Source organism: Metabacillus sp. B2-18, assembly GCF_021117275.1.
Lineage (GTDB): Bacteria > Bacillota > Bacilli > Bacillales > Bacillaceae > Metabacillus.
In genome coordinates this window covers 2,742,958-2,758,017 of sequence record NZ_CP088245.1, presented here as the reverse complement: position 1 = coordinate 2,758,017, position 15,060 = coordinate 2,742,958, and the positions used below count along the sequence as shown (strand labels likewise).

The window sequence follows — 15,060 nt, the reverse complement described above, 5'->3', positions numbered from 1 at the left end:
GAACTGTCCCATTTTTATTATATAGAAAGGATGAGCATCATTTAACTGTCTTTTCTTCTAGTTCCATTTGCCTCTGCACTCGATACTTACGATTCAACTCTTTATCTTCAAATCTAACATGATAGATATTTCGTTTAATAAAAACATATCGATAAAAGCTTTTCGCCATAAAGAAAGTAAAAAAGTAAGCAAATGTCCAGCAAAAAAACAGAGACAGTATACCTAGTGGGAAAAGCGGATATGGCCCTGATAAAAGAACAAAAAGAGCGAAAACAACACCTGGGGTAAACATAGAAACATAATCCTGCCAGTAAGGAAATCTAACTTTACGAAATTTTAGCGAAGAGTATTTTTTATGCTCTCTCATACTAAATAGATAAATGGAGAAAAAATAGAAAAATATCATAAAAACAAAATAAAGCGGTGATGTGATACCGATGGAAAAATGTGAAACCATCATTAAGAAAAAATTGATAAAAGATCCAATGAAACCTAAAAAGCCAAAGTAGAGAAGACATTCAATTTGCGTCTGTTTATATTTTTTTATGAGTAGTCGAATCGCCCAAATATGTATTGCACCTAGAATTACAAGAGCTGGATACAAAAATACGGGGTATTTAAATGTTGTTAATAGTAAATTAAAACAAATTGGCACATCAAGCATTAAAAGTGTGACAAGGGCAATATAGTGTTTAACTGAATACATCCCCATATTAAGATCCAAACCTTCTAGAATATGATCTGGTAAACTACTTCTCTTTTGATTTTTGTCTATTATGAGCATGAAAGGGTAGACCTCCATTAGTGCTTATTAATTAAAGCTTTTTTCAAGAGATTAAGAAAACGAATGTGAAACAGATTGGAGCGGCTAACATTATTATTTTATAGCTGTTTGCCGTTATAAAGTCAAATAGTGGTAAGCTAAGAAAAGCACATTTCTTGTGGAAGGTGCTTTTTATTTTTTGAATTTTAGGTAAGAGCTATATAAATAATTTAAGAATTAGTAAGGAGTGTTAAAAATGATTAGTGCAATATTGCTGTTTATCCTAGCAGGAATTGCTGAAATTGGTGGAGGGTATTTAATCTGGTTGTGGTTAAGAGAGGGTAAGCCCTTTTACTGGGGATTAGGTGGAGGACTAGCTCTGGCTTTATACGGTGTTATTGCAACCTTTCAATCCTTCCCATCATTCGGAAGAGTGTATGCAGCATATGGAGGTGTGTTTATTTTTCTATCTGTCCTATGGGGGTGGGGAATTGATAAAAAAACACCAGATGTCTATGATTGGGTTGGTGCGGGGATATGTTTAATAGGAGTTTCCGTGATGTTACTTGCACCACGTCATTAATATTAACGTATGCAGAAAATCCCCTCAAAAGAAGGTAACTCTCTAAATTAACCTAATAAAATGTGTAAGTTTTCCGTATCTGAATAATATGATGATAAAAAAGAAATAGCAAAGTGAGGGAAAGAGCAACTATTAAAATTTTAGTAACAGGAAAAAAGCCTACAAATATACGTACATATATTGAGGATTTTAAAGAAAGTTGGATCTAGTAGGATGCTATTTGAAACCTGTGATAATATAAATTCAAATAAGAGCATTCCTTGTACTAAGGATGCTCTTTCCTTTTGCTTAAATTCTATTTGTATAGTAAAACTTATTTGAACCTACCTGAAAAATTCAGTCAAACAAATCATCGTAATAAATCCAAGAATAAAGGTAATAGTTGACGCTCTTTCATTACCATCTCCATGACTTTCCGGAATTAATTCCTTGTAAACTACAAATAGCATAGAACCTGCTGCAAACGCTAATCCATATGGGACAACAGGTTGAAAGAATTCACCAAATAAATAGCCGAACATCCCCGCAAATAACTCTATTAATCCGGTCACAGCAGAAAACAAAATAGCCTTCAGCCGATTTATTCCCTGTGTAACCAAGAATAAAGTCACTAAAAAACCTTCAGGAATGTTTTGTAATCCTATTGCAAAGGCAACTAAAGATCCTACCTCAAGATTACTACTTACATTAGATATTCCAACAGATAGCCCTTCAGGAAAATTATGAATCGACATAGCGATCATAAATAATAACACATGAGCTTGTCCTACGGGATGTTTAGAGTGATCTAAATCAGTGTGTGGAATTACACTTTCTATTAAAGTAAGAACAAAGGTACCTATTAAGATACCAATCACTAAAGTCGTAATATCTGAGAGCTTTATAGCAGATGGAATTAACCCATATGATGAAGCGGCAACCATGATCCCAGCCGTAAAAGCTAATGTCACATCTTTTCCTTTGTGTGAAAGGTTTTTAATAAACAAAACTGGGAGAGCTCCAATGCTTGTACAAATGGAAGAAACAACGATAGGCAAAAGGGACATAGATCATCCTCCGATAAGGTAATTGATATATAGTATGACTGCACTTAGAGAAAAATGTTATTTACTGTAAAAGGTCAGTTCAAAAAAGCCTTTTTATGGAAAATAAGTAGCACCAACACCATGTCAACATATAAAGTGAAAAAGGGACAGGTGAACTGTCCCACTTTTAACCAACATACAATTTTGTTTTAAATACCATATCAAACTCCACAAAAACCGATAACGAAGAAAAATACTATTGCCAAAAAATAGCGTTGATTCTATTTCTATTCTATCCATTTTTATTATTAACATCTTATATTGGAGATTGAAGGTTAAAATAATAAATTATTGATGTTTAATATTTGAGCGGGGAGAGCATCGTTCTTTTTATTGCTTTTTTAGTAGATTAACACCAAACGACTATCCTATAAGGTGATGTCTGAGCCGGGATACTTTTTGTAGCAGGTCCATAGATTACAATTAGATTTCGGTTTCCAGGGTTTTTTGAAAAAGGTTGCCCGTTCGGTAATAGGATTTGTGTATACGGAGATAGATTTAGTTTTAATTGTCCATCACGACTTTCAAACTCACTATTAAAATAGTCTACTTTCACTTGCTGATAAGGAGTTTCTTTTACCATAACAAGTGCACGATATTGTGGAGGGTAAATAAAAGGTACTGGTGCGTTTCCATCATAATAACCGGTTACTCTGTCTCCTATATTCAAGATGACATAATCAACAATGTAAGTAGAGGGTGAAACAACGAAATTTGCGATGGAACCAAGATCATCTTGTATTGTAATTAATTTATAACAACCTTCTTCACCAGTTTGACCTGTTATAAAGTCACTAATCATTGTAATAGTTCCGTGAAATGAGTAAAAATTGATCACGTTCAGTCCTCCTGTCATTTAAAATTGAAAGTTTAACCTATGATCGTGTTTAATTGATTGGATTTTATTTAAATAGATTCTGGGATTCCCGTAATAAAGAATCTGCCGATATTCCGGGTAATTTGATTCAAAGTAAATAAATATTGGTGCATCAAGTAAGGTAGGATAGTTTACAAAAAAGGAAAGATCACCATAAATGATTCCTTTTAAAGCTGTATTCATTTCTTTCTTGAAGATGTTAAATCGAACTTCTGCTATTTCTTTACTGAATTCTCCGCCATCTACATAAGCTTTTCCTATTAAGTTTAGTTGGTTTTGCTTTGATATTCTCCATTCTGCTAAAACTTCATCCCGCATCTTCGGGTTAATTATCTTTTCGTTGAAAATATAACCAACATCCAAAAATAATTCACCAGTAAGGTCAGAGTGAGTAAGTGTATATTTTCTTCCATCGATTGGCTTAAAAGAAGTAGCAGGAGGGATTACATCAACGAATAGCTTTTCTGGGTTAAAAGAAGGCATTGTTACACTCCTTACATTAAAGTATAAAAGTTAGATATGTCATTCGTTTATTGTTATGTGAAAAATGATGGATTGGACTGTGTATATGCCCATGAAATCTAGCGATGTGAGGGTCTGCTTCATCATGTATCGAGGTAGAAGTAAGTGTGGCTTATTTCTAAAAAAGATTCTAGTTTCTAGGTATTCACACAATTTTCCAAGTACAAGTTTATAGACGAATGTCCAATGAATAGGATGATGGCAGGGGATGTATGAACAGGATGATTGTTCATGTAATAGGCTCTATCAAGTAAGTGATTATCCATATACTACTTATGATGCAAGACAATTTATGCCAGGTTTTCCTAGTTCACCTCCTCCTTTCACAACTCCGGGGCAAGGAACACCCGGAGGGGCACCAATGTCACCACCAGGTTTAGGAACACCAGGAGGAGCACCAACATCACCACCTGGTCAAGGAGCACAAGCAGGACCACCAACATCACCACCGCCATCTTTTGTACCTCAACAAACACAGCAAGCACAAGCATTTGCGGTGGATCCAGGTAGTATTAGAAGATGTTTGTTTAGATTTACTTATGTATGGCTAAGCGGTAATCAACAATTTTGGTTTTATCCAATCTTTATTGGTCAACAATCCATTTCAGGGTACCGCTGGACCGGCTTTAGATGGGTATTTTTCGGAATAAGCTTAAGGCAAATTCAATCGTTTACTTGCGTGTAAGGACGGTAGAAGAAATGGAGGATAATGAACATGATGACAAATTACTATGCAGGCAATGACCAGTTATATCGAACAGATGAGAGATTTGGATTTGGGTTTGGAAGACCTGGTTTTGGATTTGGAAGACCCGGATTTGGGTTTGGTCGACCGTTTGGATTTGGATTTGGAAGACCAGGTTTCGGTTTCGGAGGACCATTTGGATTTGGGTTTGGATTTCCGTTCTTGACTGGTTTAGCAGCGGGAGCCTTGTTAGCACCTCGACCGTTATATTACCCACCATATCCTTTTGTTCCATATTATTGGTAATGTGTTGTAAAAGAGCTTTGTCTGAACGTAGGCAGAGCTCTTATTTTTTATTAACGTAAGTAAGTGGAAGTCCTCATGATACATACATATTGACACAAATATATTTTACGTTTATAAATAGTTTATATACATAAAGTGTTGTGGGGGTATCTTATTGCAATGGAACGTGAAATGTTTGTAAGAGAAGCATTTGAATTTCTCTCTAAGGTGAATTCAAAAATGGTCATGGAATTTAACTCCTTATTTAATCATGAAATTACACAAAAACAGCTATTAATTTTACAAACAGTTCGAAATGGTGAAAACATAACTATTAATGAAATCAGTCAACAAACCGGATTATCATTAAGTTCAGTTAGTCAACTTATTGGGAGACTTGAAAAAGAAAACTATTTAAAGAGGGAAGTAAATATCAACAATAGGAGAGAGGTTTTTGTAACTCTTGATAGTGAAGCGGATCTTTTATTTGAAAACTATAATAGAGTAGACAGCTATCTTATTGAGAAATATTATTCAGAATTTTCCCTAGAGGAAGTAAAGCAATTTAGGGATCTTGTAAAAAAACTTTACAATGTTATGGAGCAAAAAGGGGAAGGAAAATAGAGGTTGATGGGGAGAAATTGTAAATGGATACTTTAGAATTTATTTGTGATTACAAGGATAAAGATGACTTGAGACACAGCTTCAATGAATTAGCAAACAGCATTTTCGGTATTACTTTTGAAAGTTGGTATGCAAATGGGTTTTGGACAGAAAAGTATATTCCATTTTCATATACTGATGGAAATAAGGTGATTGCTAATGTTTCAGTTAATCTCATGAACATTCTAATAAATGGAGAAACAAAGCGAGGCATTCAGATAGGGACGGTTATGACTCATCCTGATTATCGCAATAAAGGACTTTCGAAAAAATTAATGAACAAGGTATTGGAAAAATATGAATATTCATATGATATCATGTATTTATTTGCAAATCATTCAGTATTGGACTTTTATCCGAAATTTGGGTTTAAAAGAATAGAGGAAACACAATTTATCTCTAACATCGTTGATTCACATCGTACTGATGTTAATGCTACTGGATTAACAAAGTTAAATGGAAATACTTTTAAAGACCTCCAATTTATCTATCAATTTGCTAAAAATCGATTGCCTATTTCAAATGAATTTGCAGCAATGAACACGGAAGAACTGCTATTATTCTACTGCCTAAATGCATTTCCAAATGATATTTATTATTTAGAAGAAGAACAGGTAATAGTTATTTTTAAAATAGTAGAAGAAGAAAATGAACTGCATATTTATGATGTGATTAGCCAAAAGGTAGTTGACCTATTAAAAATCGTAAAATGTATCTCACTGAAATCTACAGAGAACGTTTACTACCATTTCACTGTTGATGGTTTACATACAAATACAAAGACATTTAACGGAAGTGAAGTCTTATATATTCGTTGCGAAAAAGAAATAAATCTCCCTAAAGAACTAAAGCACCCTTTAACTTCACAAGCATAAGTGGGACAAAGGGACAGGTTTTCTGTCCCAGTCAAACAGAATCTCACTAGAAAAATGGGGAGTGGGATACTGAACCTGTCCCCGTTACTTTCCTGTAATATGTGAAGATAACTCAGAGGCCAAAAACGTCACTAGGTTAGCAACTTGTTCCGATTTCCCTGGACCATGTTCAAGTGGTTGATTTCCTTCAGGATAAATAATAGGAATTTCCACTTCTTTTACATCAGGGAAGTGGTGAATCGATTTTTGGATGTTTGTTTCAATTGCACCTGGACAAATCGCGTTAACTCGTATTTTATAAGATGCAAGCTCTAAGGCAGCCATTTTCATAAAAGCAAGTTGTCCTGCTTTTGACGTACTCTATAAGCGGTAAACCCAGCTTGAGAGAAAACACGACTTCCGCTTACAGAGCTTGTAATAATGATGCTACCACCATTTTCTTTCATATAAGGAATCGCATGTTTCACGGTAAGAAAAGTACCTTTTAGATTAGTGTTGATTGTGCGGTCCCAGTCATCCTCATTCATCGTCTCAATTGGAGCGAGTTCTCCAGCTATACCTGCATTGGCAAATAAAATATCCATATAACCCCAATGATCGTGCGCCGCCATCATTCCTTCTTTTATATCTTCTGATGAGTTAATATCACATTTTTTTGCTAGGGCCTTGCCACCAGCTTCATCAATTTGTTTCTTTACCTTATTTACATGTTCTACATTCACATCTAATAAACATACATTTGCACCTTCACTTACTAAACGAAACGCAGCTGCACCCCCCAATCCGGAACCTGCGCCAGTGATAACAGCTACGTTATTCTTTGTAAATTGAGTGGGACAATAAACCTGTCCCTATGTTTCTCATAATAATTGAAAGTTGTATAATGATTAGGAAATTAGTGAAACTGAACAATGGATCGTGATTACCAAAAAATGTGAAAGGAATCATTTTTTGTTTTGATAACTTTAAAACGGATGATAATCTTTAAAGATGTCAGCTTTATTATGTAGGAAAAGAAGTAAATGTTGGTGAATCTATAAAGGTGGAGTTTCTTTTAGAAAAAAGAAACTGAATTAAGAGTCGTCTAAAGTTATTATTATTTCATTTTACAATAGGAAGGGTGGAACAATGGATTTAGAAACGGTTTTGCAGGAGCTAGAAGCGCTCGGAACGGAACGAACTAAAAAAACTTACATAGGTAATGGGGCGAAAGAACCTCTTTTTGGTGTGCCTACAGGTAAAATGAAACCGCTCGCTAAAAAAATAAAGAAAAATCAGCCTTTAGCGAAGCAGTTATATGCTACAGGGAACTATGATGCCATGTATTTTGCAGGTGTTATTGCCGATCCCATGACAATGACTGCGGATGATTTTGAACGATGGATAAAAGACGCCTATTTTTATATGCTATCTGATTATGTGGTTGCCGTTACACTAGCTGAAACGGATCTTGCCCAAGAAGTTGCTGATAAATGGATTGCAAGCGGGGAAGAACTTAGAATGTCAGCAGGCTGGAGCTGTTACTGCTGGCTCTTAGGAAATCGTCCTGACTCTGAATTTAGCTCAGATAAGATTGTAAATATGCTTCATCAAGTGGAAAAAACAATCCATGATTCTCCTACTCGTACGAAGTCTTCCATGAGTAATTTTATTTACACTGTCGGGATTTCTTATTTGCCGCTACATGAAAAAGCAGTTGAAACCGCAAAGTCTGTTGGATCAGTTGAAATAAAGCGCGACAATAAAAAAAGCAGTGTTGTGAATGCATTTGATACTATTCAAAAGGAAATTGATAAAGGAAGAATAGGGTTTAAACGAAAATATGTAAGGTGTTAGTATACCAATCTATGGTTGCTAAAAATCATCAAAAACTGGTCACTTTTGTGGAGGCCACTGAAAATCTGACGATTTTAAAGATTATTCATGTGAGTTTAAAAAGAGCCGACTTTTTTTCCTTTTTTAGGAATTAAAGTCGGCTCTTTCTTTGCATTAGCCACATATTTTCTCTAATTTTCCCCTAGTAGCTTTAGAATTCTTTTAATGTTTACCGTAAATATAGCCATGGCGCCTTGCAACTCCATGCTAATTAGACCCGAGGATTTTGCCACATTATACCCGTGTCTGTGTTTTAATTCACTATTTTTCGCTTCAATTTTATAACGCTCTTTAGACTTTTCCTTAAAATATACACTTTTCTGGAATTGTGCTTGGGATGAATGTTGTTCAGACTTAAGGGAAACAGAATATGTTTTACTTTTGGCTCCCTCTTTGTAGCACCCTTCTCTGAAAGGACATCTCTTGCATTTTTCAACATTAAATTAGTAGGTATCAACTTGGTTTTTGCCTACTCCTTTTTTACCTTGCCTAGCTTTCCGTACAGCCATATGCCCTGCCTTGCAGACATACATGCCCGCATCCTTATTGAATTCAAATTCATCCTCTTTTTTTCGGGTACCCTGAGTTATGGAAGGATTTAATTTTGAGACCAGTTTAATTCCATTTTCCTTACTATATTGAATGTTGTCTTTCTCAGAATACGCAGTATCCCCAATAACCGTTTCAATTTCCATTCCTGCATCTATACTTTTCTCAACAAGTGTCTGTAGCTCTTTTCCATCATTTTTTTCTCCGGTTGTAATCGTTGCGGCTGTAATAATTCGCTCTTCACTCATCGCCAGATGAGTTTTATAGCCAAAGAATGATGAGTCAGCTGCTTTGTGTCCGACTTTGGCATCTAGATCATTCATGGACTGTAGCTGTTCGATATCATCTGCAACGGCTTCTTTCAGGAGATTAAGATGTTCCTTGACTTTTGGATACTCTAAAAGGCTTTCTTCCTTTTCAATCACTTCAATGAGCTCTTGGGAATAAGTAATCTCATCTTCAAGTAGATCATTGTTTGGCTTTACGGGGAATTTCTTCTTCATACTCTCGTTAATTTTATAAATTGCTTTTCTGAGGTTTTTGGAGCGCTCCATTAGTATTTCTTTTGGAGTCATTTGATTATATCTCGCCTTTGTATGGGTGGCATCTACAATAATGGACTTGCTTTTAATAATCTCTTTCTCAATGGCAATCTCCACTGTCTTATTGATAAGCATGTCTAATAAGTTCATGTCTTTTAACCTAAGCTTACGAAACTTTGTCAAAGAACTTGAATCAATAACGGCTTCCTCCGGAGCCATATCCAAAAAATATTTGAAGGACATATCATATTTTGAACGCTCGATAATATCAACATCTGAAACATCATGAATGGTTTTCAAAAACAAATATTTAAACATGCGAATAGGATCTATCGCATTCCGCCCATTATCTAGACAATATTTATCCTTTAATTCTTCGTAAATAAAAGAAAAGTCAATTAGATCCTTAATTCTTCGTAACATATTATCCTGAGGAACGACGATATCATATAGAGCCACATATGGACTAAACATCATTGTTTGTTGTTTTTGTATCATTGGAAACCACCCACTTATATTTATAATTTTAATTATAAAGTAAAAAAGGTAGAAAAGTTCACCTAAGTGAATCTTTCTACCTTTTACTTGGACTTTTTCAGTGGCCTCCTTTTGTGGACCAGTTTTCTTTTTTGGGGACAAAGGGACAGGTTCCTTGTCCCATAATCACAAAAATGATAAAGAAAATTTAGCTCACTTAACAGGAACGAGAACGCCTATTTTTTGGGACAACGGACCTGTCCCCATGCCCTTCCCATGCCCTTCACGCCCTTTAACAAAAATTTATTGTAAATCGATAAATATTATGTTAAATTCAATATGAAAACAATTATGTGAGGTGTGTTTTATGAAACTAATGTCAACACTTTTTCTGAAAATTGCAGTTATTTTATTGGGATTACCGGTACTTGCTATATGCATTTTTTTGGTGCCTGAGTTAGGGGATGTTTCGGCAGAACTACTGCCTGATATTGCTTTTATTAAATATCTCGTTTCCACCATTTTTTACGCATCTGCATTACCTTATTTCTTTGCGTTGTTTCAGGCTTTTAAACTTTTACAATATATTGATAAAAATGAAGCTTTTTCTGGTTTGTCTGTAAAAGCCCTAAGAAAAATCAAATATTGTGCCATTACGATCAGTGGGTTGCATGTGCTAGTGTTACCGCTTTTCTATCTTTTTGCGGAAATAGATGATGCCCCAGGTGTTATCTTTGTTGGATTAATTGTTCCGTTTGCTTCGATGGTCATCGCAGTCTTTGCGGCTGTTCTTCAAAAACTGTTAAAAGAAGCGATTGATATAAAATCAGAAAATGACTTAACGGTTTGAGGTGATAAATATGGCAATTATTATCAATGTTGATGTGATGTTGGCTAAAAGGAAAATGAGTGTAACAGAGCTTTCGGAGCGGGTTGGTATTACAATGGCGAACCTATCGATCTTGAAAAATGGAAAGGCAAAAGCCATTCGCTTATCAACTTTAGATGCAATTTGTAAGGCATTAGATTGTCAGCCTGGAGATATTTTAGAGTACAGAGGTGATGAAGATCTCGAATAAGAAGATACTTAACGAATATTGGAGGCAGAAAGTATGAGAGCACTAAAACAGCTTGTTCGTTTTGGTTGGAAGCAGGCATTATCTTGCTTGTTTCCTATCGTTATTTTTGCCTCTTTGGCTATTACACAAGTTATTCCACTCCCTTTTATTCCACGTTATGATTGGCTGCTTATTATTTGTCTTTTGATGCAGTGGTGGATGGTACGTTCTGGACTGGAAACAAAGGATGAACTAAAGGTAATTACAGTGTTCCACCTTATCGGACTAGCACTTGAACTTTTTAAAGTACATATGGGTTCCTGGTCTTATCCTGAGGAAGGGTATTCAAAAATCCTTGGAGTGCCATTGTATAGTGGATTCATGTACGCAAGTGTAGCGAGTTATCTTTGTCAGGCATGGAGGAGACTTAATGTTGAACTCGTGAAGTGGCCACCGTTAAAGATGGTTGTACCACTTGCGGCTGCCATTTATTTGAATTTCTTCACTCACCACTTTTGGATTGATCTCCGATGGTGGTTATCGGGACTTGTTATTATTGTCTTTTGGCAATCATGGGTTTTTTATGAGATAAATGGAACTCGTTATCGCATGCCAATCGCACTATCATTTGTTCTCATTGGATTTTTTATATGGATAGCAGAAAATATCGCAACCTTCTTTGGCGCTTGGGAATATCCAAACCAAACGGAAGCGTGGAGTCTCGTTCATTTAGGAAAGGTAAGTTCATGGCTGTTATTAGTGATTGTTAGTTTTCTTATCGTAGCAACGTTAAAGCAGGTGAAGGGGAAGAATTTGACTAAGCATGATTCCCGTCAATCTTCTAGCTTTAATTAATAAGAATTGTTCAATATGACATGTCCCCCAAACAAGGATATGTCTTTTTTACTGTTTATACTAAGTTACATGATCAAAATGTTATTTGGATATGCTAAGTAATATTGAAAAATGTAAGGTCGGTGTATACGTATGACTTCAAAGAAACACAAACTATTTAATTTATCTATAATCGTCATCCCATGGTTATCTGTACTATTTATAGGTAAGCAAAGTTTGAAGCGATATTCTCTTTCGAGTGCATTAATAGGTATGTATGAAATTTTTAGTCATATCAATGGACGTAGAAAAAAGTATTGGACCTTTTATGATAAGCCAAAAAATTTTGTAAGAGATGAACTTCCTTTTGATGTTGGTCCATATATACCAGCTTCAATGTGGATCCTTAAGTATACATATGGAAACTTTATAAAATTTGTTTTAGTAAATGCTATTTTCAACGGATTATTCGCTTATCTCTTTATTCCATTTCTTCACAAAATAAAAATCTTCCGCTTGAATCGATTAAGCTATCCTAAATTCTTTCTATATATTCACTACAAAGCATATTTATTATATGGCGTACAATATTTAATAGAAAAAGTAAGAGGAAGAGAAGCAGAAGGAGGAGGTGAAAAAGCATGAAAAAAACAAAAGAAAAGTTCCAAGTGGGAGCAAAAGTAACAGCAGATAATCAAATCTTTGGTACTCCTAACAGCGACGCTAAAAATGGAACTGGTGACTCGCCAAATGATAATGTTCGCAAAAAATAATGGGACACCGGGACAGGTTCACTGTCCCGGTGTGTAAACATGGGACAATGAACCTGACCCCTCGTCCCATCTTATGCAAATCGATAGTAAATTAATAAGAAAGTTGATAGAACAAAGATAAAATTTAGGAAAACAAAAATTATTTGATCCCAGCTTGTTTTATGAATTTTAATTGGAGGTTGGTAGAAGGATACGCCTTCGATAATAAAGATGACAAGAATTACGTGAATCATCGCATGTCCAATTACTTCGGTTACCCCAAATAACATAGTTGTGAGAACAAACACAATTGTCACAACCAAACCTAATAATCGATTTAAAATTCCGATTACTAATAAATATCCTATTAAAAACTCGATAAATGCAGCCAACACTGTGAATGAAACAGGATCAAAGCCAAATGTAGGCACTCCATGGTGATGAATAATGTCCAAAGTCATTGTTGGATAAACCCATTTTTCTACCGCAACCCAACATAAGCTTAAACCAGTTCCTAAATATAAAAAAGGAAATCCCCAGTTTTCAAATTTTGTATGACCAATTAAAAGTACCCCAATAATTGCAATATAAAATCCATAATCTAGCATATGAAACCAACCTGTATTGATCCATATATAAGAAAATAAAACAAACATCATTGTGGCTCCAAGTTTTGTAGCGTAATGGGAAGGTATGACTAAAGCTCCAATCGTAATCCACATGAAGATCATTTGCCACGTATGCTCAATATGAAACTCTGGTGCAAACATCGTCCCACTTACTACTTGGATCGTTAAACATAGAGCTGTACCGTATTTTAAAATATACCTTGAGTATTTTCGCCAATCAGAAAGTTTTGTGTCTACCTTTTTTGCAAAAGGAATGTTTAGTAATTTATCCATTATTTGTGGTAGTAATGCTAAAATTATCGCACTAAGTAAAGCAACACCTATAAATAAAGGTGATAAGATCTGTTCAATTGAAATTTTCTCAGGCTCTAACTTTGTAAACCACTTCACATGTGCTCCTGCAAAACTAGGTGTTAAGAATATAATGATTAAGAATAAAATAGATAGAAATGACTTTTTCATTTATATAGCTCCTCTGATGTAAAATATATAGTTAATAAGAATGATAAACTGATTATAGCTCGTAGTTCAGGAATAAAGATGTGACAAAAGTCACTTGAGTTGGGACGAGGGGACAGGCACACTGTCCCGATTTAGGGATAAAGTGCCAATCTTGAATAAAGAGATAAAAATGTAGATTGAAGATATTTGATTTTTACACGCTTTAAATACTTAATTCAATATGTTCTTTTATATCTCCGACTAAAGGTGTAGGGGAAATTCCTGCATTTGGTCGTGAAGATACTTATTGTTGAGGGTTACCATTATGATATAGAAATAGATGAGGAGAGAGTAAAATGAAAAAATTCGTCCAATTTCGGATTGCGCGGCCAACAAATAAATTCGAGGAAGTGATTACCTTTTATGAAGAAGGTTTAGGTTTAAAAAGAGTAGGCTCATTTGAAAATCATGACGGGTATGATGGAGTAATGTTCGGATTACCTGATGTAGATTATCATTTAGAGTTTACTAGGCATATGGAAGGGAGTCCATGTCCCGCTCCTACCAAAGATAATCTGCTTGTATTTTACATACCAGAAAAAGATGAAATAAGAGTCGTGAAAGATCGATTATCTTCCCTAGGATACGATGAAGTGGAATCAGAAAATCCTTATTGGAGGAATAATGGAGTAACAATTGAAGATCCAGATGGCTGGAGAATCGTTTTAATGAATTCAGAAGGCTTACGGGGATAGAGGCGGGGATAGAGGGACAGGTACACTGTCCCTTTTTTGGTGAATTTTACTCAACTAGGAACCGAACCAGACAGTATCTCATTTATATGTGTCAAGGAACCTGTCCCTCTATCAAGATCAAGAGCTAGTTCTGATGCAGCAATGTTTGAAAAGGTGTTCCTGAATACTTTTTTTCGAAGCTGCTCATATCCTTTAATTGTTTTTCAAGAAGTGAAGTATTCATTTAGAAAATCACCTTTCATATTTGCTGTTACTATTTATTATAAGGTGGTAATTCAATTTATTTCCCAACTTCTTTTCTGAAAATTCAAATTAGGCTTTTTTACCAGTAGCAACACCCACCCAATTTACATAATTTGTTGAAGAAGTATGTTTCTACCAGAAACGCAGCTTGAATTTACAAGTTCGTCTCTCGTTACTGTTTTAAGGCAAATATTTTGAGGAGGTTTTACTGAATGAATGATTTTCAACATGATCTTCAGATGTTAAATCTAGGAGACTATCAAGCTACTCAGGCCGTACCTTATGACCCGAACCAATACTATAATGATGATGAAAGGTTTTACTTTGGTGTCGGTAGTATTCTTCGCTGTTATAGCTGCTTTAACTGTTATAGCTGTTTCAGTTGTTATAGTTGTTATAGCTGTTTCAGCTGCTATAATTGCGGAGGTCGCTGTGGTGGTGGAGGCCGTTGTGGTGGCGGTGGCCGTTGTAGTGATGGTCGTTGCGGCGGTGGAGGCCGTTGTAGTGATGGTAACCGTTGTGGAGGCGGAGGTCGCTGCGGAGGCAGATAGGATAAGTACCATAATG

The 15,060-nt window shown here is 35.4% G+C and carries 18 protein-coding genes and 2 pseudogenes; 13 read left to right on the top strand and 7 right to left on the bottom strand.

Annotation, left to right across the window (positions count from 1 at the left end):
• Positions 1 to 37 precede the first annotated feature (37 nt).
• A complete protein-coding gene (locus LPC09_RS13860) occupies positions 38 to 784 on the bottom strand; it encodes a hypothetical protein (protein WP_098798798.1) in 747 nt (248 codons plus the stop codon).
• 235 nt (positions 785 to 1,019) lie between these two features.
• Here LPC09_RS13860 and LPC09_RS13855 point away from each other — a divergent pair, with 235 nt between their 5' ends.
• Positions 1,020 to 1,346 (top strand): YnfA family protein, encoded by a 327-nt coding sequence (locus LPC09_RS13855; RefSeq protein WP_098798796.1) that lies wholly within the window; start codon positions 1,020 to 1,022, stop codon positions 1,344 to 1,346.
• Positions 1,347 to 1,669: 323 nt separating this feature from the next.
• Here LPC09_RS13855 and LPC09_RS13850 read toward each other — a convergent pair whose 3' ends face one another.
• The 3 genes from LPC09_RS13850 to LPC09_RS13840 all read right to left on the bottom strand — a co-directional run bounded on the left by LPC09_RS13850 (position 1,670) and on the right by LPC09_RS13840 (position 3,791).
• On the bottom strand, positions 1,670 to 2,392 hold the full coding sequence (locus tag LPC09_RS13850) for a ZIP family metal transporter (protein ID WP_098798795.1): 723 nt from the start codon (positions 2,390 to 2,392) through the stop codon (positions 1,670 to 1,672).
• Between the two features lie 388 nt (positions 2,393 to 2,780).
• A complete protein-coding gene (locus LPC09_RS13845; RefSeq protein WP_098798793.1) occupies positions 2,781 to 3,269 on the bottom strand; it encodes a hypothetical protein in 489 nt (162 codons plus the stop codon).
• 18 nt (positions 3,270 to 3,287) lie between these two features.
• Positions 3,288 to 3,791 carry a staygreen family protein gene (locus tag LPC09_RS13840; RefSeq protein ID WP_098798792.1) on the bottom strand — a complete coding sequence of 168 codons (504 nt, stop codon included), beginning with the start codon at positions 3,789 to 3,791 and terminating at the stop codon, positions 3,288 to 3,290.
• A gap of 247 nt (positions 3,792 to 4,038) precedes the next feature.
• Between LPC09_RS13840 and LPC09_RS13835 the strand changes: the two genes are divergently transcribed.
• From LPC09_RS13835 to LPC09_RS13820, 4 genes are all read left to right on the top strand, one after another.
• Entirely contained in the window at positions 4,039 to 4,515 is a 477-nt protein-coding gene (locus LPC09_RS13835) for a hypothetical protein (protein ID WP_231307580.1), read from the top strand.
• 33 nt (positions 4,516 to 4,548) lie between these two features.
• Positions 4,549 to 4,821, top strand: a complete 273-nt coding sequence (locus LPC09_RS13830) for a hypothetical protein (protein WP_098798807.1) — start codon at positions 4,549 to 4,551, stop codon at positions 4,819 to 4,821.
• A 159-nt stretch (positions 4,822 to 4,980) separates the two neighbouring features.
• Positions 4,981 to 5,424, top strand: coding sequence for a MarR family winged helix-turn-helix transcriptional regulator (locus tag LPC09_RS13825; protein ID WP_098798790.1), 444 nt, complete (start codon positions 4,981 to 4,983; stop codon positions 5,422 to 5,424).
• A gap of 23 nt (positions 5,425 to 5,447) precedes the next feature.
• Complete coding sequence (locus tag LPC09_RS13820; protein WP_098798789.1) at positions 5,448 to 6,338, top strand: GNAT family N-acetyltransferase; 891 nt, start codon at positions 5,448 to 5,450, stop codon at positions 6,336 to 6,338.
• 84 nt (positions 6,339 to 6,422) lie between these two features.
• Here LPC09_RS13820 and LPC09_RS13815 read toward each other — a convergent pair.
• A pseudogene (locus tag LPC09_RS13815) lies at positions 6,423 to 7,141 on the bottom strand (SDR family oxidoreductase).
• A 325-nt stretch (positions 7,142 to 7,466) separates the two neighbouring features.
• Here LPC09_RS13815 and LPC09_RS13810 point away from each other — a divergent pair.
• A complete protein-coding gene (locus LPC09_RS13810; protein WP_231307579.1) occupies positions 7,467 to 8,174 on the top strand; it encodes a DNA alkylation repair protein in 708 nt (235 codons plus the stop codon).
• A 170-nt stretch (positions 8,175 to 8,344) separates the two neighbouring features.
• On the opposite strand, the pseudogene LPC09_RS13805 reads toward LPC09_RS13810, so the two are convergent.
• Positions 8,345 to 9,802, bottom strand: a pseudogene (locus LPC09_RS13805) (IS1182 family transposase).
• A gap of 346 nt (positions 9,803 to 10,148) precedes the next feature.
• Between LPC09_RS13805 and LPC09_RS13800 the strand changes: the two are divergent.
• From LPC09_RS13800 to LPC09_RS27385, 5 genes are all read left to right on the top strand, one after another.
• Positions 10,149 to 10,631: a DUF2975 domain-containing protein gene (locus tag LPC09_RS13800; protein ID WP_098799590.1), complete on the top strand. Its 483-nt coding sequence runs from the start codon at positions 10,149 to 10,151 to the stop codon at positions 10,629 to 10,631.
• Between the two features lie 10 nt (positions 10,632 to 10,641).
• Complete coding sequence (locus LPC09_RS13795) at positions 10,642 to 10,860, top strand: helix-turn-helix domain-containing protein (protein WP_098799591.1); 219 nt, start codon at positions 10,642 to 10,644, stop codon at positions 10,858 to 10,860.
• A 33-nt stretch (positions 10,861 to 10,893) separates the two neighbouring features.
• Complete coding sequence (locus tag LPC09_RS13790) at positions 10,894 to 11,694, top strand: DUF817 domain-containing protein (protein WP_098799592.1); 801 nt, start codon at positions 10,894 to 10,896, stop codon at positions 11,692 to 11,694.
• Positions 11,695 to 11,826: 132 nt separating this feature from the next.
• Entirely contained in the window at positions 11,827 to 12,318 is a 492-nt protein-coding gene (locus LPC09_RS13785; RefSeq protein ID WP_098799593.1) for a hypothetical protein, read from the top strand.
• Positions 12,315 to 12,446 carry a hypothetical protein gene (locus tag LPC09_RS27385; protein ID WP_255301706.1) on the top strand — a complete coding sequence of 44 codons (132 nt, stop codon included), beginning with the start codon at positions 12,315 to 12,317 and terminating at the stop codon, positions 12,444 to 12,446. Before LPC09_RS13785 ends, LPC09_RS27385 begins: the two co-directional genes overlap by 4 nt.
• A gap of 71 nt (positions 12,447 to 12,517) precedes the next feature.
• On the opposite strand, the gene LPC09_RS13780 is transcribed toward LPC09_RS27385, so the two are convergent.
• On the bottom strand, positions 12,518 to 13,516 hold the full coding sequence (locus LPC09_RS13780) for a hypothetical protein (RefSeq protein ID WP_098799594.1): 999 nt from the start codon (positions 13,514 to 13,516) through the stop codon (positions 12,518 to 12,520).
• Between the two features lie 335 nt (positions 13,517 to 13,851).
• On the opposite strand from LPC09_RS13780, the gene LPC09_RS13775 reads away from it, so the two are divergent.
• A complete protein-coding gene (locus LPC09_RS13775; RefSeq protein ID WP_231307578.1) occupies positions 13,852 to 14,250 on the top strand; it encodes a VOC family protein in 399 nt (132 codons plus the stop codon).
• Between the two features lie 455 nt (positions 14,251 to 14,705).
• A complete protein-coding gene (locus LPC09_RS13770) occupies positions 14,706 to 15,044 on the top strand; it encodes a heterocycloanthracin/sonorensin family bacteriocin (RefSeq protein WP_098799596.1) in 339 nt (112 codons plus the stop codon).
• The last annotated feature ends 16 nt before the right edge of the window (positions 15,045 to 15,060 follow it).

Excerpts from the sequence above, each read along its gene's own strand:
- LPC09_RS13860 (WP_098798798.1), bottom strand. The coding sequence starts at position 784 with ATGCTCATAATAGACAAAAATCAAAAGAGAAGTAGTTTACCAGATCAT.
- LPC09_RS13855 (WP_098798796.1), top strand. The coding sequence starts at position 1,020 with ATGATTAGTGCAATATTGCTGTTTATCCTAGCAGGAATTGCTGAAATT.
- LPC09_RS13850 (WP_098798795.1), bottom strand. The coding sequence starts at position 2,392 with ATGTCCCTTTTGCCTATCGTTGTTTCTTCCATTTGTACAAGCATTGGA.
- LPC09_RS13840 (WP_098798792.1), bottom strand. The coding sequence starts at position 3,791 with ATGCCTTCTTTTAACCCAGAAAAGCTATTCGTTGATGTAATCCCTCCT.
- LPC09_RS13835 (WP_231307580.1), top strand. The coding sequence starts at position 4,039 with ATGTATGAACAGGATGATTGTTCATGTAATAGGCTCTATCAAGTAAGT.
- LPC09_RS13830 (WP_098798807.1), top strand. The coding sequence starts at position 4,549 with ATGACAAATTACTATGCAGGCAATGACCAGTTATATCGAACAGATGAG.
- LPC09_RS13825 (WP_098798790.1), top strand. The coding sequence starts at position 4,981 with ATGGAACGTGAAATGTTTGTAAGAGAAGCATTTGAATTTCTCTCTAAG.
- LPC09_RS13820 (WP_098798789.1), top strand. The coding sequence starts at position 5,448 with ATGGATACTTTAGAATTTATTTGTGATTACAAGGATAAAGATGACTTG.
- LPC09_RS13810 (WP_231307579.1), top strand. The coding sequence starts at position 7,467 with ATGGATTTAGAAACGGTTTTGCAGGAGCTAGAAGCGCTCGGAACGGAA.
- LPC09_RS13800 (WP_098799590.1), top strand. The coding sequence starts at position 10,149 with ATGAAACTAATGTCAACACTTTTTCTGAAAATTGCAGTTATTTTATTG.
- LPC09_RS13795 (WP_098799591.1), top strand. The coding sequence starts at position 10,642 with ATGGCAATTATTATCAATGTTGATGTGATGTTGGCTAAAAGGAAAATG.
- LPC09_RS13790 (WP_098799592.1), top strand. The coding sequence starts at position 10,894 with ATGAGAGCACTAAAACAGCTTGTTCGTTTTGGTTGGAAGCAGGCATTA.
- LPC09_RS13785 (WP_098799593.1), top strand. The coding sequence starts at position 11,827 with ATGACTTCAAAGAAACACAAACTATTTAATTTATCTATAATCGTCATC.
- LPC09_RS27385 (WP_255301706.1), top strand. The coding sequence starts at position 12,315 with ATGAAAAAAACAAAAGAAAAGTTCCAAGTGGGAGCAAAAGTAACAGCA.
- LPC09_RS13780 (WP_098799594.1), bottom strand. The coding sequence starts at position 13,516 with ATGAAAAAGTCATTTCTATCTATTTTATTCTTAATCATTATATTCTTA.
- LPC09_RS13775 (WP_231307578.1), top strand. The coding sequence starts at position 13,852 with ATGAAAAAATTCGTCCAATTTCGGATTGCGCGGCCAACAAATAAATTC.
- LPC09_RS13770 (WP_098799596.1), top strand. The coding sequence starts at position 14,706 with ATGAATGATTTTCAACATGATCTTCAGATGTTAAATCTAGGAGACTAT.